At 64.7% G+C, this 19457-nt stretch carries 15 protein-coding genes and 1 other RNA gene; 3 read left to right on the top strand and 13 right to left on the bottom strand.

What is annotated here, in order from left to right:
- The first annotated feature begins 14 nt into the window (after positions 1–14).
- Complete coding sequence (locus FLQ44_RS14925) at positions 15–611, top strand: phosphorylase family protein (RefSeq protein ID WP_147695038.1); 597 nt, start codon at positions 15–17, stop codon at positions 609–611.
- A gap of 97 nt (positions 612–708) precedes the next feature.
- Here the strand turns inward: FLQ44_RS14925 and tolQ are convergent, their stop codons facing one another.
- The 9 genes from tolQ to rnpB all read right to left on the bottom strand — a co-directional run bounded on the left by tolQ (position 709) and on the right by rnpB (position 8568).
- Entirely contained in the window at positions 709–1377 is a 669-nt protein-coding gene (gene tolQ, locus FLQ44_RS14920; RefSeq protein WP_147695037.1) for a protein TolQ, read from the bottom strand.
- 18 nt (positions 1378–1395) lie between these two features.
- The gene (gene tsaC, locus FLQ44_RS14915; protein WP_240801296.1) at positions 1396–1971 is read right to left on the bottom strand and encodes an L-threonylcarbamoyladenylate synthase type 1 TsaC; all 576 of its coding nucleotides are present in this window, start codon (positions 1969–1971) and stop codon (positions 1396–1398) included.
- 60 nt (positions 1972–2031) lie between these two features.
- Positions 2032–2763, bottom strand: a complete 732-nt coding sequence (locus FLQ44_RS14910) for a substrate-binding periplasmic protein (RefSeq protein WP_147695036.1) — start codon at positions 2761–2763, stop codon at positions 2032–2034.
- 193 nt (positions 2764–2956) lie between these two features.
- Entirely contained in the window at positions 2957–4234 is a 1278-nt protein-coding gene (gene purD / locus FLQ44_RS14905; RefSeq protein WP_147695035.1) for a phosphoribosylamine--glycine ligase, read from the bottom strand.
- Positions 4235–4289: 55 nt separating this feature from the next.
- Positions 4290–4820, bottom strand: coding sequence for a lipid IV(A) palmitoyltransferase PagP (gene pagP, locus FLQ44_RS14900; RefSeq protein WP_147695034.1), 531 nt, complete (start codon positions 4818–4820; stop codon positions 4290–4292).
- A gap of 82 nt (positions 4821–4902) precedes the next feature.
- Complete coding sequence (gene purH, locus FLQ44_RS14895; protein WP_147695033.1) at positions 4903–6480, bottom strand: bifunctional phosphoribosylaminoimidazolecarboxamide formyltransferase/IMP cyclohydrolase; 1578 nt, start codon at positions 6478–6480, stop codon at positions 4903–4905.
- 257 nt (positions 6481–6737) lie between these two features.
- Entirely contained in the window at positions 6738–6974 is a 237-nt protein-coding gene (locus tag FLQ44_RS14890) for a helix-turn-helix domain-containing protein (protein ID WP_017507566.1), read from the bottom strand.
- 22 nt (positions 6975–6996) lie between these two features.
- Positions 6997–8028, bottom strand: a complete 1032-nt coding sequence (dusB, locus tag FLQ44_RS14885; protein WP_147695032.1) for a tRNA dihydrouridine synthase DusB — start codon at positions 8026–8028, stop codon at positions 6997–6999.
- Positions 8029–8199: 171 nt separating this feature from the next.
- An RNA gene (rnpB, locus tag FLQ44_RS14880) (RNase P RNA component class A) lies at positions 8200–8568 on the bottom strand.
- 117 nt (positions 8569–8685) lie between these two features.
- Here rnpB and FLQ44_RS14875 point away from each other — a divergent pair.
- Entirely contained in the window at positions 8686–11802 is a 3117-nt protein-coding gene (locus FLQ44_RS14875) for a bifunctional diguanylate cyclase/phosphodiesterase (RefSeq protein ID WP_147695031.1), read from the top strand.
- A 52-nt stretch (positions 11803–11854) separates the two neighbouring features.
- On the opposite strand, the gene FLQ44_RS14870 is transcribed toward FLQ44_RS14875, so the two are convergent.
- Together FLQ44_RS14870 and FLQ44_RS14865 are read right to left on the bottom strand one after the other, a co-directional pair.
- Entirely contained in the window at positions 11855–15667 is a 3813-nt protein-coding gene (locus FLQ44_RS14870; RefSeq protein WP_147695030.1) for a translocation/assembly module TamB domain-containing protein, read from the bottom strand.
- Positions 15664–17388, bottom strand: coding sequence for an autotransporter assembly complex protein TamA (locus FLQ44_RS14865; RefSeq protein ID WP_147695029.1), 1725 nt, complete (start codon positions 17386–17388; stop codon positions 15664–15666). The genes FLQ44_RS14870 and FLQ44_RS14865 overlap by 4 nt, the downstream gene beginning before the upstream one ends.
- A 176-nt stretch (positions 17389–17564) precedes the next feature.
- Between FLQ44_RS14865 and FLQ44_RS14860 the strand changes: the two genes are divergently transcribed.
- The gene (locus FLQ44_RS14860; RefSeq protein WP_147695028.1) at positions 17565–17969 is read left to right on the top strand and encodes a VOC family protein; all 405 of its coding nucleotides are present in this window, start codon (positions 17565–17567) and stop codon (positions 17967–17969) included.
- A gap of 116 nt (positions 17970–18085) precedes the next feature.
- Here FLQ44_RS14860 and FLQ44_RS14855 read toward each other — a convergent pair whose 3' ends face one another.
- Together FLQ44_RS14855 and FLQ44_RS14850 are read right to left on the bottom strand one after the other, a co-directional pair.
- Positions 18086–18502: a DUF3597 domain-containing protein gene (locus FLQ44_RS14855; protein ID WP_147695027.1), complete on the bottom strand. Its 417-nt coding sequence runs from the start codon at positions 18500–18502 to the stop codon at positions 18086–18088.
- 272 nt (positions 18503–18774) lie between these two features.
- Positions 18775–19428, bottom strand: coding sequence for a hypothetical protein (locus FLQ44_RS14850; protein WP_147695026.1), 654 nt, complete (start codon positions 19426–19428; stop codon positions 18775–18777).
- Positions 19429–19457 lie beyond the last annotated feature (29 nt).

The raw sequence follows: 19457 nt of genomic DNA, 5'->3' as shown, positions 1-19457 counted from the left end.
TGCGGCCAACCTGTATGCAAATCACCGTGCTGTTTCCTACTGCCACCGAAGCCAGCCTGTTCCAGCGCGAGGGCGTGACCACGCTGGTGAGCGGCGTGGGGCTGACCGCCACCGCCTACCAGACGCTGAAAACCCTGCACGCCGGGCGGCCGCACTGGCTGATTCTGGCCGGCGTGGCCGGCTACTACCCGCACGCCGACCTGGCCATTGGCGACGTGGTGCTGGTAGAAAGCGAGGTAGAGGCCGACCTGGGCTTCCATACGCCGGAGGGCTTTGTGCACCTGGCGCACCTGCCGCTGGACATGGATTTCGAGCGCCGCCACACGCTGGCCTGCCCGCACTTGCCGGCGGGTGGCGGCTGGCGCACGGCGCGCAGCGCGTCGCTGAATGTGGCGATGGCGCCATTTATCGATAGCAGCGCGGTGGACATTGAAAACATGGAGGGCGCGGCGTTCTTCCACGTGTGCCTGCAGGAAGGGCAGCGCTTTCTGGAGCTACGCGCCATCTCCAATGTGGTGCAGCCGGGCGACGATAACTGGGACCTGCCCGGCTCGGTACGCGCGCTAACCGACGCGCTGCACCGGCTGATCGACCAGCTGCAGGCGGCCTGACCAGCCGTGCGGCCAACCTTGTGCCGCCTGGCAAACAAAAAGCCGCTATCCATGGATAGCGGCTTTTGCATGATGGCTGCCCGGCTTATTTGGCGCTTTATTTAGCCGCGAGGCGCTGCAGGATGTTGGAAAACTCTTCCATGAACGAATCAAAGCGGCCGGCCAGGCGGTCGACATCGGCGGCAAAGCGGTTGTAGGCCACCACGGCGGGAATGGCGGCAAACAGGCCGATGGCGGTGGCGATCAGCGCTTCGGCAATGCCCGGCGCCACGGTAGCCAGTGTGGCCTGGCCGGCGTTACCCAGGCCGATAAAGGCGTGCATGATGCCCCACACGGTACCGAACAGGCCGATATAGGGGCTAACCGAGCCGACGGTGGCCAGAAAGCTGTTGTGGTGGTCCAGCGCGTCCAGCTCGCGCTGGGCGGCGGCGCGCATGGCGCGGCGGGCGCCGTCCAGCTGGTCGGAGCTATCCACCCCCGGCTGGCGGCGCAGCTTCAGGAACTCGGCAAAGCCGGCCTGAAACAGCTTTTCGGTGGCCACGGCGTTGCCGTTGGCGCGGTTTTTTTCGAACAGGCTGTTCAGGTCGGTGCCGCTCCAGAACTGCTGCTCGAACTCCTGCGTGGCGCGGCGGGCGCGGCCCAGTACGGCAATCTTGTTGAAGATGATGCCCCAGGACATCAGGGACAGCAGCACCAGGCCAGCCATCACCAGCTGCACTGGCAGGCTGGCGTGCATGATCAGGCTGAGGATGGAAATTTCCTGCACTCGTGGCTCCTTGCAGCGCTAGCGCAGTACGCGCCCGCTGTCGAGATCGATAATGGTGGAAGGCTTGCGGCGCTTGCCGATGCGGCCTTTGAGCGTGAGCACCTGTTCGCGGCCAAAGGCCTGGCGGCAGGCACGCGCGGTTTTCAGCGACTTTTGCCCGGCGCGGTTGGCCGAGGTAGACACCAGCGGCGAGCCCAGCGCCTGGCACAGCGCGGCGGCTTCGCCATGGGCGCTAATGCGAACGGCAATTTTATCATGCCGCCCGCGCAGCAGCGTGGGCACGCGGCGCGATGCCGGTAATAAAAAGGTGTAGGGGCCGGGCCAATAGCGTTGCACGGTGGCCAGCTGCGCCGGGGTGAGCGGGCGGATAAGCGGGCGCAGCTGCTGCAGGTTGGCCGCAATCACGATCAGGCCTTTGTGCGTGGGGCGCGCCTTGATGGCCAGAATACGGCGGATGGCGCGCACGTTGAACGGGTCACAGCCCAGACCAAAGCAGGATTCGGTGGCGTAGGCCAGCACGCCACCGGCGCGAAAGCGGCCACGGGCGGCATCGATCTGGGCCTGCGCCGGCAGGCGGGGAAACGGTTTTTTCACGGTCAGCGCTGTAGTACTCGGTAAAACGGACAGACCGGCCGCGCGGGGGCTTGGTTCCGTCTAGTCCTGATGATATCGGGCACTGATTTTAGCCACTGTGCCGTCTTTGCGCATCCGGTCTAGCGTGCTGTTGAGCAGGGCGACGGTGCGGTCGTCCATGCGCGGGTGGCAGGCCAGGTACATGAAGGTGGTGTTGAAGGTAAGCACCGGGCGGATGTTGGCCACATGTTCCCGTGCCGCCAGGGTAGCGCCGCTGTATTTGCCGGTGGCCCAGAAGTCGATACGCCCGGCCACCAGCTTGCGCACGTTTTGTACGTCGGTGCTGGCCAGGTCTACCTCGAAGTTTTTGCTGATCAGGTACTGGGCGGTGGCATCGCCGCTGTAGCCGCCCAGGCGGTAGGGGCGCACGGATTCCAGTGTGGTGACCACGGTTTTGTTATCGCTACGGGCAAACAGCACCCAGGGGTTTTCGACGATGGGGCCTATCCATTTGAGCTGGTGCTCGCGCTGCTCGGTACGCGTGGTGGAGTACACGCAGGCGCCGGGTTCCAGCACGGCGCGGTTAAAGGCGCGCACCCACGGCAGCAGCTCGATATCGTGGCTGATGCCGGCGCGCTGTAACAGCTGGTGCACGATCTCGGTCGACAAGCCGGTAATGTGCCCGCTGGGGTCCGCCATATTGAACGGCGGGTAGTCTTCGGTGAACAGTTTCAGGTGCGTCGGGTCGGCAGCCTGCGCTGGCGTCAGGCAGAGGCACGCGCTGAACAGGCTTGCCGATAGAAAGTGCTTCATGGCGCGTGCTCCTGAAACAAACAGCTTGTTACCAGTGTAGGCGCTTCTGCCCGGCGGGCAGCGCAAGTTGCGGCTTTTCTTGTGCTGCCGCGTGGCGGCACAGTCAGCGCCGGCCAGATAAAACACGCACGCTGTTCTGCAGGCATAAAAAAACGGCACCTTGCGGTGCCGTTGGCGGTGTGGCTGGCGATGCTTACTTGGCGCGGTTCAGTGCCTTGCCACCGATATCGCGGCGCAGCTGCTTGCCGGCAAACGCGATCTGGTCGGCCACGGCGTAGGCTTTTTGCTGGGCCATCTTCACGCTGTCACCCAGGCCTACCACGCACAGTACGCGGCCACCGTTGGTTACCAGCTGCTTGTCGGCATTGAAGGTGCTGCCGGCGTGGAAGGTCATGGTGTCGTCGGTGTGCGCGGGGATGCCGCTGATCAGGTCGCCCTTGCGCGGCGCTTCCGGGTAGCCATCGGCGGCCAGGACCACGCCCAGTGCCACACGGCGGTCCCAGTCGGCTTCTACCGTGTCCAGCTTGCCGTTCACGCCGGCCTCCAGCAGCACGGTGAAGTCAGACTTCAGGCGCGCCATGATGGGCTGGGTTTCCGGGTCGCCAAAGCGGCAGTTGAACTCGATGGTGAACGGGTTGCCGTCGGCGTCGATCATCAGGCCGGCGTACAGAAAGCCGGTGTAGGTGTGGCCGTCGGCTTTCATGCCACGCACGGTCGGCATGATGATTTCGCGCATCACGCGGGCGTGGATTTCCGGCGTTACCACCGGGGCCGGGCTGTACGCGCCCATGCCGCCGGTGTTGGGGCCCATATCGCCGTCCAGCAGGCGTTTGTGGTCCTGGCTGGTGGCCATGGCCAGTACGTTGTCGCCGTCTACCATCACGATAAAGCTGGCTTCTTCGCCCTGCAGGAAGTCTTCGATCACCACGCGGGCACCCGCGTCGCCCATCTTGTTGCCTACCAGCATGTCGTCGATGGCGGCGTGCGCTTCGTCTAGCGTCATCGCCACCACCACGCCCTTGCCGGCGGCCAGGCCGTCGGCCTTGATCACGATCGGCGCACCCTTGCGGCCAACGTAGTCGTGCGCGGCAGCGGCGTCGCTGAAGGTTTCGTAGCCAGCGGTAGGGATGCCGTGGCGCTGCATGAAGGCCTTGGCAAAGTCCTTGGAGCTTTCCAGCTGCGCGGCGTACTGCGTGGGGCCGAAGATTTTCAGGCCGGCGGCGCGGAAGGCGTCTACCACGCCGGCAGCCAGCGGGGCTTCGGGGCCGACTACCGTCAGCTCGATTTTTTCGTCACGGGCAAATGCCACCAGCTCGGGGATGGCGGTAATGGCCACATTGGTCAGATTCGGGTCCAGCTCGGTACCCGCATTACCCGGCGCCACATACACTTTGGACACGCGGCGGGATTGGGCAATGCGCCAGGCCAGTGCGTGTTCGCGGCCACCAGAGCCGATTACCAGGATTTTCATCTGCTTTCCTCAAACATGGGGGTAGTCGTGCGGCTGCCGGTGGCAGCGCGCAGGGTTAATAGTGAATGCGGCCAAACAGGAAAAACACATTACCGTTACCTTTGGGCCCCGGCATGAACGACGCCATCAGCGCACTCTTGCGGTACTGCAAGGACGCCAGCGGCAGCACCACCGGTACCGGCAGGCCTTTCAGGGTGTCGGTGCGGCTGGTGAGGAAGGCGGTAAAACCACCGCCCACTTTCCACTCGCCCGCCACGGGTACCATTTTCTGGTAGGCGTAGCCGGCAGCGGGCTCCACGTCTTTATGCGAGTCCAGAAACGCCATGGCGTACATGCCGTGCCAGTCGCCGTCTTCGTCGTACAGGCTTTTGCCCATGCCGCCGCCCCAGGCGCGCTCGTTGAACGACTTGATCTTCTCGGCGCTATACATGCTGCGCAGATGATGGGCGTAACCGGTGACGTACACGTCGGTTTCGCCTTCGTTCAGCACCTGGGTGCTGCGGCGACAGCCTTTGTCCAGCCAGCTGTCACTGCTACCGCATTCCAGCGCCTGTGCTGATGCTGCCACCAACAGCAGGCTACTCAATATAAAACTGTTTTTTATCAAAATTACTGCCCCTACAAGGTTGGCCGCAAGGACAGCGCGGCCAACCTTGCGGCAGAAATGCTTAGTGGCGGAAGTGACGTACGCCGGTGAGCACCATGGCAATGCCGTGCTCGTCGGCAGCGGCAAACACCTCGTCGTCACGCATGGAGCCACCCGGCTGGATGATGGCCTTGATGCCTTGCTCGGCGATCACATCGATACCGTCGCGGAACGGGAAGAAGGCATCGCTGGAGGCCACGGCACCGTGCAGGGCCAGGCCGGCATCTTGCGCCTTGCGGGCGGCGATGCGGGTGGAGTCCACGCGGCTCATCTGGCCGGCGCCGATACCGGCAGTCTGGCCGTTTTTGCAGAACACGATGGCGTTGGATTTCACGTACTTGGCCACGCGCCAGGCAAACAGCAGGTCGGCCATTTCCTGTTCGGTCGGGGCACGCTTGGTCACCACGCGCAGCTCGTCCAGGCCTACGTTGCGGATATCCGGGGTTTGCACCAGCACACCGCCACCCACGCGCTTCAGCTCGAAGCGGTTGGCGCCGTCGTGCAGCGGCACTTCCAGCACGCGCACGTTTTTCTTGGCGGCGATGATGGCTTTGGCTTCGTCGGTAAACGACGGTGCCATCAGCACTTCCAGGAACTGGCCGGTCACGGCTTCCACGGTTTCGGCATCCACCGGGCGGTTGAAGGCGATGATGCCGCCAAAGGCGCTGGTGGTATCCGTGGCGAAAGCCAGACGGTAGGCGGTCAGCGTGTCGGCAGCAATGGCTACGCCGCACGGGTTGGCGTGCTTCACGATGACACAGGCCGGGGCGTCGAAGGTTTTCACCGCTTCCCAGGCGGCGTCGGCGTCGGCGATATTGTTGTACGACAGCTCTTTACCCTGCAGCTGGCGGTAGCCGGAAATGGTACCGGCAGCCGGGTCCAGGTCGCGGTAGAACGCGGCGGACTGGTGCGGGTTTTCGCCGTAGCGCATGTCTTGCACTTTCACGAACTGCACGTTCAGGCGGTTCGGGAAGGCGGCGCGGTCCGGCACGCCAGCGTCTACGCCGTCGGCCAGGCTGGTCAGGTAGTTGGAGATGGCGCCATCGTAGGCTGCGGTGTGGGTAAAGGCTTTTTTGCACAGGCTCAGGCGGGTGAGCTTGGACAGCTGGCCGGCGTTGGCCTGCATTTCGGCCACCAGCGCGCTGTAGTCTTCGGCGTCGGTGACGATGGCCACGTGCTGCCAGTTTTTGGCGGCGGAGCGCACCATGGTAGGGCCGCCGATATCGATGTTCTCGATGGCGTCTTCCAGCGGGCAGTCGGCTTTGGCGATGGTGGCTTCAAACGGGTAGAGGTTCACGCACACCAGGTCGATGTTGCCGATGCCGTGCTCTTGCATGGTGGCCACGTGTTCCGGCAGGTCGCGACGGCCCAGAATGCCGCCGTGTACTTTCGGGTGCAGGGTTTTCACACGGCCATCGAGCATTTCCGGGAAGCCGGTGTAGTCGGATACGTCAATTACCGGCACGCCGGCATCGCGCAGCAGTTTGGAAGTACCGCCTGTGGACAGGATTTCTACACCGAAACCCGCCAGGGCACGGGCAAATTCCAGTACACCGGTTTTGTCGGAAACGCTGATCAGCGCACGTTCGATCTTGGTCATGGTTCTCTACCGCTAGTCTAAAAAACAGTGGCCAGGCTGCTGCCTTGCCGTGATAAATACTGGCCGTGCTGCTGCGCTGGCGTGTGCCTGCGCGGGCCGCAACGGCCTGGCTGGATGATCCCGTCCCCCGCCCCTGCCTTGCAGGGGAGTTCGCGGCAGCGCCACGGCACTGCCACATGGTTTTATAGCGCCTGCCGCACCGGGCGGCTGGCTTCAGGCAAAACAAAAGCCACCCGCTTGCACGGGTGGCTTGGCTGTCAGATCAGGTCGTAGGCCTTCATCTTCTTGCGCAGGGTATTGCGGTTCAGCCCAAGCAGCTCGGCTGCCCGCGTCTGGTTACCCTGGGTGTGGTTCAGCACGACTTCCAGAAGCGGTTTTTCAACGCACGCCAGCACCATATCGTAAATGGCTGCGGGCGCTTCGCCGTCCAGATCGCGGAAGTACTGCTCCATGGCCAGGCGCACGCTCAGGGAAATATCGTCGTTGTTTTGCATGATGTTATTGTTGTCTTGGTGGTTATGCCAGCGCGTCGGTGTCAGCGCTGGTGCTACTGTCTGCTACGTATTGCAGCCGGTCCGAATGCCGGGCCAGGCTATCAAAATAGTGCGCTACGGCTTGCTGCTGCGCGGCCGTGGTTTCCAGCTGGTACATGGCCTGGCGGAATTCATTACTGCCGCGCAGCCCCTTGGTGTACCAGGCAATATGCTTGCGAGCGATACGGCTGCCGCTGTATTCGCCATAAAAATCGTACAGCTCGGCCAGGTGCGCCTGCATGATGGTGCTGATCTCGGCGATACGCGGCGGCGGCAATAGCTCGCCGGTGTCCAGGTAATGCTGGATTTCGCGAAAGATCCACGGCCGCCCCTGCGCGGCGCGGCCAATCATGATGGCGTCGGCCGCGGTGTAATCCAGTACGTATTTGGCCTTTTGCGGGCTGTCGATATCGCCATTGGCGATCACCGGCATGCGCACGGCCTGCTTGACTGCGGCAATGGTGTCGTACTCGGCGGCGCCACGGTACATGTCTTCACGCGTGCGCCCGTGCAGGGCCAGGGCGGCAATGCCGGCATCCTCGGCCATGCGCGCTACCTGCAGCGCGGTTTTCACGTCCTGGCTCCAGCCGGTACGGGTTTTCAGCGTCACCGGCACGTCCACCGCCTTGACCACGGCTTCCAGAATGCGGCCAACGTTGTCCAGGTCGCGCAGCAGCGCGCTGCCGGCGGCCACATTGCACACCTTTTTGGCAGGGCAGCCCATGTTGATATCGATAATCTGCGCGCCGTGTTCCACGTTCAGGCGGGCGGCGTCGGCCAGCATCTGCGCGTCGCCACCGGCAATCTGCACCACAATGGGCTCGACTTCGCCTTCGTGGTTGGCACGGCGCAGTGTCTTGGGCGTGGTCCACAGGGCCTTGTTGGCGGTAATCATTTCCGATACCGCCATGCCCGCGCCCAGCTTTTTGCATAGCATGCGGAACGGCCGGTCCGTGACGCCCGCCATGGGGGCGACGATCAGACGGTTTTTCAGAACGTAAGGGCCGATTTGCATCGCAAAAAGAAGGACATGGGGTGAAAAGGGTCGCCATTGTACTGCCTTTTACGCGGCGGGTAAAAAGCTTTTTGCCTATTTTTTGAGCAATGACAATAGCAGAAAGAAATGCCCGTCTGCGGTGCAAAGGGCGGGGCCGCACCACAGGGTGGCGGGCAAATGAAATGGGGGGCGGGAAGTTGGCCGATAAGCCGGGTTTTGTCGTTGGACAGTCATTCCTCTAGTCTTGCCGTTACCGACAAGCTCAAGCAACCTACCCGGGTACAGCGCGGGCCACGCCAATGTACCCCTATTTGGTCTTGCTCCGGATGGGGTTTAGCCTGCCGTGCGCATTGCTGCGTCCGCGGTGCGCTCTTACCGCACCTTTTCACCCTTGCCTGTGCTGCAGCTACCCTTGCGGGTCACTGCGGCCATCGGCGGTTCAGCTCTCTGTTCCACTTTCCGTCGCCTCTCGGCGCCTGGCCGTTAGCCAGCATCCTGCCCTGCGGAGCCCGGACTTTCCTCCCCGTGCAAGCACGCGGCGACTGTCTGTCCAACTTCCCGGCGCGGATTGTACCGCAAACACCGGCATAACGCCGCACGCACTGACAAATATCAATACCTGGCCTGCCAGCATTTTTATAATGCAGCCTCCCCCGATTCGTACCAGGTATTGCCGTGTCCCGTTTGCCCGACCAGACCCGTCTCGCCCGCCTGCAGCTGGCGGGCATGCTGAGCCTGGTAATTACTGTCGTGGTCTTGCTGGCCAGCTACTTTTTTTACCAGCAATGGCAGGACTACCAGAGCAACCGCCAAGCCGTGCAACAGCAGACGCTGCAGCACGGCCAGACCTTTTTGCGCACCTGGGGTGACGACGCCATCATCACGCTGGATACGCTGGATCACCAGACACAGACCTTGCTGCGCCAGCGTATCCAGGAGCAAGTAGACCAGGCCCACGCCCTGGCCACCGCGCTATACCAGACCCACGCCCACTCCGGCCAGCCCGAGCACCGCGCGCGGCACGAAATCGTCGAAGCGCTGCGCCCGCTGCGCTACTTTCACGGCCGTGGTTACTTTTTTATCGACACCCTGCAGGGCGATTGCATCCTGCTGCCCACCGACCCGGCGCTGGAAGGCAGCTCGCTGCTGAACAACCGCGACGACGCCGGCACCTACATCATGCGCAGCCTCATTGCCGCCACGCACAACGCCCAGGGTGCCGGCTTTGCCAGCTACCGCTGGTACCGCCCCGGTGAAAAGCGCATGGCAGAAAAGGTGGCCTACGCACGGCGCTTCGAGCCGCTGGGCTGGCTGATCGGGGGGGGCGAATACGTAGACAATGTGGCCATGGACCTGCAAAAGCAGGGCCTGGCGCTGCTGGCGCAAATGCGCACCGGCCAGCGCGGCGGCTTTATCGTGCTGAACCAGCAAGGCCGGCAGCTGCAAGGCTTCCTGCCGGGCAACGCCGCACTGGGCGCCCGCCTGCAGCAACGCCTGCAATATGCGCCGGTGGGCAGCTTTGTCGACTTTAGCCTGCAGGGCGTGCAGTACACCGCCTACGTTGGCCGCATGGCCGCCTGGGGCTGGCGCGTGATTGCCGTGACCCCCACCAGCATGCTGCTGGGCGACGATGGCAAGCTGCAACAGCGCCTGGGCGAGCAGACCCAGGCCCGCGTACTGGCCACGCTGGGTATCTTCCTGGCCGCCCTGCTGCTGGCGGTGCTGTTTTCGCTGTATTTCTCGCGCTGGATGCGCCAGCTGGCCGACGGCTACCGCCAGCAGATAGAAAGCCGGCAAAACGCGCTGGAACAAAACGCCCGCGAAATCGAGCTGACCCGCTACATGAGCGACAGCGCCGCCGACATCATCGTGCTGCGCGACGCCCACGGGCAGGTGGCCTACCGCAACCAGCGCGCGCGCGAGTGCTTTGACGGCTGCCACGAGGACACCCTGCAGCAACTGTTTGCCAGCGCCCTGCCAGATGGCGACAGCGCCGAGCTGCAGCTGCTGTGCTGTCACGGGCCGGTAACGCTGGAAGTCAAACTCAGCACCGTGGACTACCAGGGCGAGCGATACCGCTGCGCCACGGCGCGCGATATCGGTACCCGCATCGAACAGGAACGCGAGCTGCGCCTGGCGTCCAAGGTATTTGAAGCCAGCACCGAAGCCATCGTCATCACCGACCCCGCCAGCCGCATCGTGGCCGTGAACCAGGCCTTTACCGCCATCACCGGCTATAGCGAGGCCGAAGCGCTGGGGCAGACCCCTGCCCTGCTCAGCTCGGGCAAGCACGACGCCGACTTCTTCCACGACCTGTGGAACCACCTGACCGCGCGCGGCCAGTGGTCTGGCGAAATCTGGAACCGGCGCAAAACAGGCGAAATCTACCCCGAGTGGCTCAGCATCAACGCCCTGCGCGATAGCCACGGCACGCTCACCAACTATATCGCGCTGTTTTCCGATATCAGCGAGCGCAAAGAAGCCGAGGCACGGGTGCAGCACCTGGCCGAATACGACTACCTGACCGACCTGCCCAACCGCCTGCTGCTGATGGACCGCCTGCAGCAGTCGCTGCGCGTGGCCGAGCGCAGCCGCCACAAGGTGGCCGTGCTGTTCATGGACCTGGACCGTTTCAAGAACATCAACGACACGCTGGGCCACGCCACCGGCGACACCCTGCTGCAGGAAGTAGCCCGGCGCACCCGCGCCGTGGTGCGCGACATGGACACCGTTGGCCGCACTGGCGGCGACGAGTTCGTGATGATCCTGCCCGAGCTGGCCGACAACGCCCAGGCCGCGCTGATCGCCGAGCGCGTGCTGGACACCCTGCGCCAGCCTTTTGTGCTGGATGGCCACCAGCTGGTGATTACCGCCAGCATCGGTATTTCCATCAGCCCGGATGACGGCAAAGACGCCCAGCTGCTGCTGAAAAATGCCGACATGGCCATGTACGAAGCCAAAGCGCAGGGCCGCAACAACTACCGCTTCTTTACCGAACGCATGACCGCCGAGGTACGCCAGCGCCTGCTGCTGGAAAACCGCCTGCGCGGCGCCCTGGCGCGCCAGGAGCTGCACCTGATGCTGCAACCCAAATACTGGGTGGAAGACCGCCGCCTGTCCGGCTTCGAGGCGCTGCTGCGCTGGACCGACGCCGACGGCGTGGCCACCTCGCCGGCCGAGTTCATCCCGGTAGCCGAAGAATCCGGCCTGATCGTGGAGATCGGCAGCTGGGTGCTGCAGCAGGCGTGCCAGCTGGCCGCCGCCTGGCCGCAGCAGGACACGCCGCTGACCATGGCGGTGAACGTATCGCCGCGGCAGCTGCTGCAGCCGGGCTTTGCCGAGCTGGTGGCCAGCACCCTGCGCGACACCGGCCTGGCGCCGGCGCAGCTGGAAATAGAAGTGACCGAAAGCGCGCTGCTGGAGCGCACCGGCACAGTAAAAGCGGCGCTGGACGGCCTGAAAGCGCTGGGCGTACGGCTGGCGGTAGATGATTTCGGCACCGGCTATTCCAGCCTGGCCTACCTGAAAGACTTTGCGCCGGACACGGTCAAAATCGACCGCTGTTTTGTCACCGACCTGCAAAACCGCCACGACAACGCCGCCATCGTGCTGGCCATCATCACGCTGGCCAAGAGCCTGAAAATGGAAGCGCTGGCCGAGGGGGTAGAAACCGAAGAAGAGTTGGCCGCACTGGCGCGGCTAGGCTGCGAGGCGGTGCAGGGCTACCTGACCGGCCGGCCGCTAGCGCTGGACGCCGCCGCCGCACTGGTAGCGGCCAACCCTGCGCCGTAATGCAGCCTGACAGCGCTACCGGCGTGGTACAGCCTGGTAGCGCTAGCGGCTGCTAATCAAAGCGCAGCGTATAGCGCAGCTCCGACGACACCTCGTAGCCCAGACGCCCCACCAGCGACAGCTTCTGCGACAGCTGGTAGTTCAGGCGGATGGCTTGCTCGGCGCTGCGCAGGCCGTACTCGTAGCCCACATACAGCTCGCGCGTGAGCTGCTTGCCCAGCACCACCACCTGTTCGGCCGGGCTTACCGTGCCGCTGGCGCTGGTACTTTCGGCGCGCGACTGCACGCCCACATCGTCGAACAGCCCGACTTTGTCATTCACCATCCCCGCCAGCAAGCCACCGGCCGAGGCACCGGCAATATCGCTGTCGCGCTCGCCACTGGTGGCGGCGCGGTTCAGGATCAGCCAGGACAGCTTGTCTTTTTCCGACATGGCTTCGTCGGCCACCAGCTTCACCGTGGGCGTCAGTACCGAGCCGGTAATTTCCACCCCCGCCCCCACCTGCGACATGCGGCGCTTGGCGCGGATATCCAGCGACGGGTTATCCAGCGGGCCGGTAAAGCTCACCACGCCACGGTTGATGTCCAGGTCCTGGCCGTAGGCCTTGAACCGGCCCTTGTCCACGCGGATCTGCCCGCGCGCCTGCAGCTGGCCACCGGGCTGGGCCAGCAGGCGGATATCGCCCCCCAGCCAGGCATCCAGGCCATTACCGGCAAAGCGCACGTCGTCCGACAGCGTGACGGTGATATCCATCCCCAGCGGCAGGGCTTTGCCGCCCTCGTCTACCGTGCGCCCCACCACGTACACATCGGACGACAGCTTGGGGCCGCCCAGCTTGGGCAGGTCGAAGCGGCCATGGTCGACGGTAAAGTTGCCGCGCACCATGGCACGGCCCTGCTCGATGCTGATCTTGCTGCTACCCGACACCAGCAGGCGTCGCCCCGGGCGATCCAGCACGGCAAAGCGTTTCAGCGTCAGCGTCACCGCGGCCAGCGGGATGTCGCCATCCAGCGAGAGCTGGCCATTGGCACCGATCTCGCCGTCTTTGCCGAACTGCAGCGTGTCGATCTGCAGGCTGCGCCCCAATAGCCGCGCCGCCAGCACGCCGTGCTCCAGGCGAATGCCGTTGCGCCGCTCGATAAAGCGCAGGCCCTGGCCGCTTACCGTACCGCCCAGCTGCGGTGCCAGTAGCGGGCCGCTCAGCGTCAGGTTGGCCGCCAGGCTGCCATCCAGCTCGGTACCGGCCGGCATGCGGCTTTGCAGTACCGCCAGGGCGGGCACGGCGGCGTTCAGGCGGCCGTTGATGCTGGCGTTGTCCAGATTGGTGCTGCCTGCCGGCAGGTTGATGCTGCCTTCGCCCGCCACGCGGCCAAAACGCGTGTCCAGCTGCAGGCTAAAGGGGGCGTTTTCGCCCAGGCCCAGCTGCAGCGTGGCGCGGCTCAGGCCCAGGCTTTGTGCCGGGTGGCCGCCCTGCGCCGGCAGGGTCAAGTCGCCGCTGAGGCGCTGCAACGCAATCTTGCCCTGCGGCAGGCCGTGCTGCCCCGCCAGCGACCACTGCCCGGCCACGACCAGGTCTTGCGGCATGGGCGGCGTCCACCACGGGGCGAGCGCTGACAGCGCCAGCGCATTGACTTGGCCCTGGCTGCGCCAGCCAGCCGCCTGCTGCCAGCTGGTTTCGCCCAGCTGCCAGCTACTACCCAGTGCCTGCCAGCGGCTAGGCGCCAGGGTAACGCTGTCTTGCGCCAGCTGTAGCGCGGCCGGGGCGGCCAGCCGCAGTGCCACAGCACCGTCGGTTTGCAGGCTGGCCAGGGTGCCGCGCCAGCGCAGGGTATGGGTATCCAGCCCGCCTTGCAGGGCCAGGTTCAGCGTTTGCGGCTTGCCCTGCAGCTGGCCGCGCACGGCCAGGCTCAGCTGGTGCGCAGCGCGCACGCCGTTTGTGTTGAGGGTGAGGTCGTCCAGGCGCTGGCCAGCGGCTTGCAGGCCGCGCCCTTGCAGCATCAGGCGGAAGGGGCTGTCCTCGGCGGTACCGCTGCGCCCGTCTGCTGTCAGGCTGGCCAGCTCGATACCCCCAGGCAGTACCAGACGGCTGGCCTGCACCTGGGCGCTGATATCCGGGCGCGCCGGGGTGCCGGCTAGCGCCAGCTGGGCGTTCAGCTCGCCGGAAAAAGCCGGGCCCAGCGGGCTGAGGTCGGGTGCGGCCAACTGTAGCTTCAGCGTGTCGCCTGCCGCACCGTAAGCGCCTTGTGCCTGCAGGCGGTTGCGGCCCAGGCTCAGGTCGGCGTTCACCGCGCTGACACGCTGCGCTTGCCATGTCAGCGCCAGCTGGCCACCCAGCGCGGCGCCACCTAGCTGGCTGGGGGCAAACTTCAACGACACATCGCCCTGCGGCCGGCTGGCCAGGCGGGCGGTGGCCAGCAGTTGGCCATTGATATTGCCACGCGGCAGGCGGGTATCCAGCAGGCTGGGGTCGAAGCTGACAAAGCGGCCGTCAAAACCCAGCGCCTTATCGTCAATCAGGTACTGCCCCTTACCCTGGAAACGGCCTACCCCGGTACGCAGCAGCAGGTCGTCCAGCGTGACGCGGCGCGGCTTGTCGGCCAGCGCAACGCGGCTTTCCACCGCCAGCTTGCCGCTGGCCAGCTTCAGGGCCAGGGCGGGGAGCTGCGGGCTACCGCTGATCCCTACCGTGCCGGAGACTTTGTGCGCCGGCAGGCTGCTATCCACCGCCTGGCTATCCAGCCCGGTCAGGCCCAGCTGCAGCGCCAGCGCCTTGGCACTGGCCTGGCCGCGCAGTGTGGCCTGGCCACCGGCCAGCTGCGCGGTCAGCCCCGGCAGCAGCAAGGTGTCTTTATGAATACGGAAATCGCCCCACAGCAGCGACAGCGGCAAGCGCTTGGCCGAGAGTGCGCCCGGCTGGCTGTTCACCAGGCTGAGGCCACCGGCCACGGTGTCGGCATCCTGCGGGGTAAGCTGTACCGACAGGGCCAGCGCGGCCTGCGGCCAGGCGGGCTGGAAGGCTTGCGGGTTGATGCCGCCGACGCGCAGGTCCAGCTGGCGCAGGCGGCGCAGCGGCGTCACGTCAAACGGTGCCAGCTTGCCGTTCAGCGCAATCAACAGGCCGCGTGCGGTCACCTCGCCCTGCAGCTGCGGCAGCAGCAGGCTGCCGCTCATGCCCAGCTGGCCTTGTGTGGCCACGCCTTCGAGCTGGCCTTGGTAATGTACTTTGCCTTGCAGCGCAAAGGGCGAGGCGTCGCCCAGCGCCAGCTGCCCGCCCAGTGCGCCCCAGGGGGTACCCAGCTGCGCCAGCTGCAGCTGGTGCTGCGCATCCTGGTAGCGGTAGCTGGCCTGCAGGCCGTGTAGTTGCAGCTTTTGCGCGGGTAGCTGCAGCTGCGCCAGGCTCAGGCTATCCAGCCGGATGGTCAGCGGCAGGCTCAGGTCGGTAGGCGGCTGTGCCGGCTTGGGCTGCGGGTCGGGGCGGCTTTGCCAGCTGACCGTGCCCAGCGCCAGCTGGCGGATATGCAGCTGGCGCTGCCACAGCGCCTGCGGCTGCCAGTCCAGAGCCAGCCGGCTGATGCCCAGCTGGCTGTCGGGTGTGGTCCAGCGCAGGTCTTGCAGAGTAAAGCCCTGCCACAGCGTGCCCTGCACGCGGCCAACCTGCAGTTGGCCGGCGCTCAGCTGGCCAGCCCAGTGCCATAGCGTGGCAAAGCCGGCCGGCGTGGCGGTAAACCACCAGCCGCTGGCACCCAGCAGCAGGAGCGGCAACAAACACAGCAGCCAGAACAGCCGCCCCAGCAGGCGGCGGCGCGGCAGCGCCGGCATGGTGTCTTCTGGCGGCGTATCGGGGGTGGGGTGTTGCGGGTTCAAAATGCCAATCCCAGGTTCAGGTTCCAGCGCCAACGGTGGTCGCGCTCGCCACGGGCGATATCAAAAGCTAGCGGTGCAATGGGGGTAAGCCAGCGCGCACCGACACCCCAGCCCTTGGCCACGCGCACGTCCTGCCAGCTGTTGGCCGCATCGCCAGCGTCGTAAAACAGGGCGGCACGCCAGTCACGCGTGACGGCGTACTGGTATTCCACGCTGGCGGTGGCCATCACGCGCCCGCCACTAATGGTGCCATTGCTATCGTCCACGCCCAGGCTCTGGTAGTTGTAACCGCGCACGCTGTTCACGCCACCGGCCTTGAACAGGCGCGAGGCGGGTACTTCGGTGCTGTCTTGCGCCCAGACCTGGCCGGCCTCCACACGGGTGACCAGGGTGCTGCGGGTCAGGAAGGCGGGCGTCCAGTAGTTGGACAGCCGCAGGTAGCCGCGGCTAAAGCGGGTATCGCTGGCCACATTGCCTACCGTGGTGGCGGCCTGCGCTTCTATCATGTAGCCGCGCCCGGGGCGCAGGGCGTTGTCGATGGCGCGTTGCGTCCAGCCATACGACACGACAATGGCGCGGTTATCACGGGTAAGGGTGTTGGCCAGTACTTCTTTTTCCACCAGGTATTCCAGCCCCAGCCGCGACTCGATATTGCCGACCTGGCGAATACGAAACACCCCCGCCTCGTTGGTATCGGTCACGGTATTGTCGGCTTCGGTGTGGCGGCGGCTCAGGTTGATGGCGTGCGAGTAGCCGCTACCGGTACGCGGGAAACCCAGGCCCAGGTCCAGCCGCTGGCGTCTTTGTTTCCAGTCGTACACCACCGAGCCGGTGTAGCCGCGCTTGAAGATATTGTAATGCTCGTAGCCCAGGCGCACGCCGGCGCCATCGCCGGTGCTGTAGTTCAAGCCGGTATCCAGCTTTTGCCGCTGCATTTCGGTCACGCTCACCTGTACCGGTACGCGGTCGTCCTGCCTGGTCTCCCACAAAGGTGCCACCACGACATTGCTGTAGTGGCTGTCGCGCTCCAGGCTGGCCTGGTAGTCCAGAATGTCGGCCTGCTTGTAGGGGCCGCCCTCGCGAAAGTTGGCCTGGCCGCGTATCACCTGCTCGGGGTAACGCTGCGCGCCCAGGATCTGCAGCGGGCCGTAGCTGATGCGCGGGCCGCTATCTATCACCACATTCAGCTCTGCGCTGTGCTTGCCGGGGTCGATGTCGGCACGGGCGGTGGTAATTTTTGCCAGCGGAAAACGCTCCAGCAGCAGTGGGCGCAATACGCCTTTTTTGCTGCTGTCCCAGTCGTCCTGGCGGAACTGGCCGCCTATGGGTAGCACCCACTCGGCCAGCGCGGTACTGATGAAGCGCCCGTAGTCTGGCTCCTGCCGCACCGGGCCTTGCAGGGTCACGTTCACGTCGTACACCATCACCGGCTCGCCCGGGTCCAGCTGCACGCGCACAATGTTGCCATCGCGCTGTACCGTGACCTTGGCTGCAAAGTAGCCTTCGGTTTCCAGCAGCTTTTTTACCTCGTCCGGCGTGCTGGCCATCATGGCCTGCAGGTCGCTTTCCTGCAGCGCCTCGTCTTCGCGCAGTTGTGTTAAATCCAGATTGTTTTGCAGCAGGGTTTTCAGGCTGTCAGGCGCAATAATCTCTACCTGATAATCCAGCGCGGACCAGGCAGACGGGGAACACAAGGCAAGCAATAGCAGGGCACGGCGCATGATGACAGACGGGGGTGGGCAGGACGCTCCATGTTAGAGCAGATGACAGTTAAAACAAAACTACCGGCTAGCTGATATTGCCATATCGGCAATTTTCGATAATTTACAATTGGCTTTTCGGCGATAAACTTCGCCCCTTCTCACAAAAATCCCCCAGACCATGGCAAAGGAGCCCTATGTCTACCCTGCTGTCACGCGTGGCCCTGATGGTGCGCGACTACGATGAAGCCATTGCCTGGTTTACCGGCAAGCTTGGCTTTCACCTGCTGGAAGACACCCCGCAAGGCGACAAACGCTGGGTGGTGGTGGCCCCGCCCGGTGGCAGCTGTGCGCTGCTATTGGCCCGGGCGGCCAACCCTGGGCAAGCCGGCTTTATCGGTAACCAGGCGGGCGGGCGGGTATGGCTGTTTCTGGAAAGCCGCGATTTCTGGCAGGACTACCAGCGCATGTTGGCCGCAGGGGTACATTTTTGCGAAACCCCGCGCACGGAAGACTACGGCACGGTAGCCGTGTTTGAAGACCTGTACGGCAACCGCTGGGACTTGCTACAGCTGCACGCCGCGCCACCTACAGCAGCGTAAGCCGGCAGGCGGTACCGCTACCCGCCTTGTACACCGCAGCGAGGCACACGTTGGCCGCACCAAAAACAAAGCCCGGCGGGGCATCAAGCCACACCGGGCGCCTGAACCATGCTGGATCAGTCCAGCAGGTTGGCCGGGATATTGCCGCCGTTGGCGGCCAGCTTTTGCAGCACGCTCTTGTGCAGCCAGGTGTTCATCTGGGCAGAATCGGCCAGCTTGTCGGCCGGGCAGCCCAGCTCCTGTGCCAGCGCCTTGCGCTCGGCCAGGCTGCTATCCAGCCCCAGCAGCTTGAGCAGATCCACAATCGACGTCTGCCAGTTCAGCGGCTCGGCGTGGCTGGCGGCGCGGCTGGATAGCTGCGCTACCACATCAATCACGGTAATGGCCGTTACCGGCGGCGCGGCCACCACTGCAGCCGGGGCGGCCACGGTGGCAGCGGCCGGGGCGGGGGCTGGCTTGGCCGCAGGGGCGGGGGTGGCGGGTTTGTCATCGCCCATGCCCAGCGTGGACATGATCTTGCCAAAAATGCTCATGGTGTTTCCTTCCTGTGTTGAAGAAAGCCTGGCCTGTGCGGGCAGCACGCCCGACAGACCCGTGTAGCCCGCACTGCGCGCCACATCGCAGTGCAGCATCACCAAAGCCCTGCCTGGCAGCAAGCCGCCACACCATAGAACACCAAAAGCATAGCGCGAGCCGGCCTGGCAAGGCGCTGCACACGCTGCCGGTGCAAGCGCCGCGAGCCGGCAAGCCATTTTTCATGCCATCGGGCTTGAATGTGGCAATAACGGTCAGCGCCCTGCTCCGGCTAGCGCTGATAGCGTAGCGCTTGCCCTTCCAGCTCCATGATCAGCGCTTCACCCTCCACCCGCAGGGTGGCCTGGCGAAATGCCTGCGGCAGCACATATGCCGTGTCATCTACCGCAAAAGCCGCAATACGCGCGCTACTGCGCGCAGGCGGCAGTGCCAGCCACTGCAATGCGGCCTGGCTGCCGGCACGGCGTAGCCCTACCCGCACCCAGCTGTCGCCTGCAGGCGCGGCCACTTGCGCATCGCCGTTGCGGTCGGTAACTGCCTGTAGCGTCTGGCCACTTTGGCCCACAAAGTGCACGTCTACCCCGCTCATCGGCCCCACGTTCGGCATGCCCACAATGGCTACCCAGCGGCCAGCGGCAGGGGGGTTGTGTATGTTCAACTCGTCTTCACGGAACACGCGGTAAACCGGCTCGGCCGCGGGCTGGCTAGTGCGCAGCTGCACCTTGTCACCGTGGCGCTGCCAGCGCCCCTGGGCAAAACGGTCTACCGCGCCGTAGCTGATCATCCACTGGAAGGCGCCATCCGGCCGTAGTACTAACTCGGAACCCACCTCGCGCACGCCGCTCAGGTAGTAATGCCCGGCTACCTCACCTGCAGGCGCCGCGGCGGCCAACACCAGCAAGGTCGCGCCTAACCATTTTTTCATCTGTGTCTCCCTATGTCAGCCACGGATTA

Source organism: Vogesella mureinivorans, assembly GCF_007644035.1.
In the GTDB taxonomy this organism is placed as follows: Bacteria; Pseudomonadota; Gammaproteobacteria; order Burkholderiales; family Chromobacteriaceae; genus Vogesella; species Vogesella mureinivorans.
This window is presented reverse-complemented; position numbering and strand designations above follow the sequence as displayed.

Excerpts from the sequence above, each read along its gene's own strand:
- FLQ44_RS14925 (WP_147695038.1), top strand. The coding sequence starts at position 15 with ATGCAAATCACCGTGCTGTTTCCTACTGCCACCGAAGCCAGCCTGTTC.
- FLQ44_RS14910 (WP_147695036.1), bottom strand. The coding sequence starts at position 2,763 with ATGAAGCACTTTCTATCGGCAAGCCTGTTCAGCGCGTGCCTCTGCCTG.
- purD (WP_147695035.1), bottom strand. The coding sequence starts at position 4,234 with ATGAAAATCCTGGTAATCGGCTCTGGTGGCCGCGAACACGCACTGGCC.
- purH (WP_147695033.1), bottom strand. The coding sequence starts at position 6,480 with ATGACCAAGATCGAACGTGCGCTGATCAGCGTTTCCGACAAAACCGGT.
- FLQ44_RS14890 (WP_017507566.1), bottom strand. The coding sequence starts at position 6,974 with ATGCAAAACAACGACGATATTTCCCTGAGCGTGCGCCTGGCCATGGAG.
- dusB (WP_147695032.1), bottom strand. The coding sequence starts at position 8,028 with ATGCAAATCGGCCCTTACGTTCTGAAAAACCGTCTGATCGTCGCCCCC.
- FLQ44_RS14865 (WP_147695029.1), bottom strand. The coding sequence starts at position 17,388 with ATGCGCCGTGCCCTGCTATTGCTTGCCTTGTGTTCCCCGTCTGCCTGG.
- FLQ44_RS14860 (WP_147695028.1), top strand. The coding sequence starts at position 17,565 with ATGTCTACCCTGCTGTCACGCGTGGCCCTGATGGTGCGCGACTACGAT.
- FLQ44_RS14855 (WP_147695027.1), bottom strand. The coding sequence starts at position 18,502 with ATGAGCATTTTTGGCAAGATCATGTCCACGCTGGGCATGGGCGATGAC.
- FLQ44_RS14850 (WP_147695026.1), bottom strand. The coding sequence starts at position 19,428 with ATGAAAAAATGGTTAGGCGCGACCTTGCTGGTGTTGGCCGCCGCGGCG.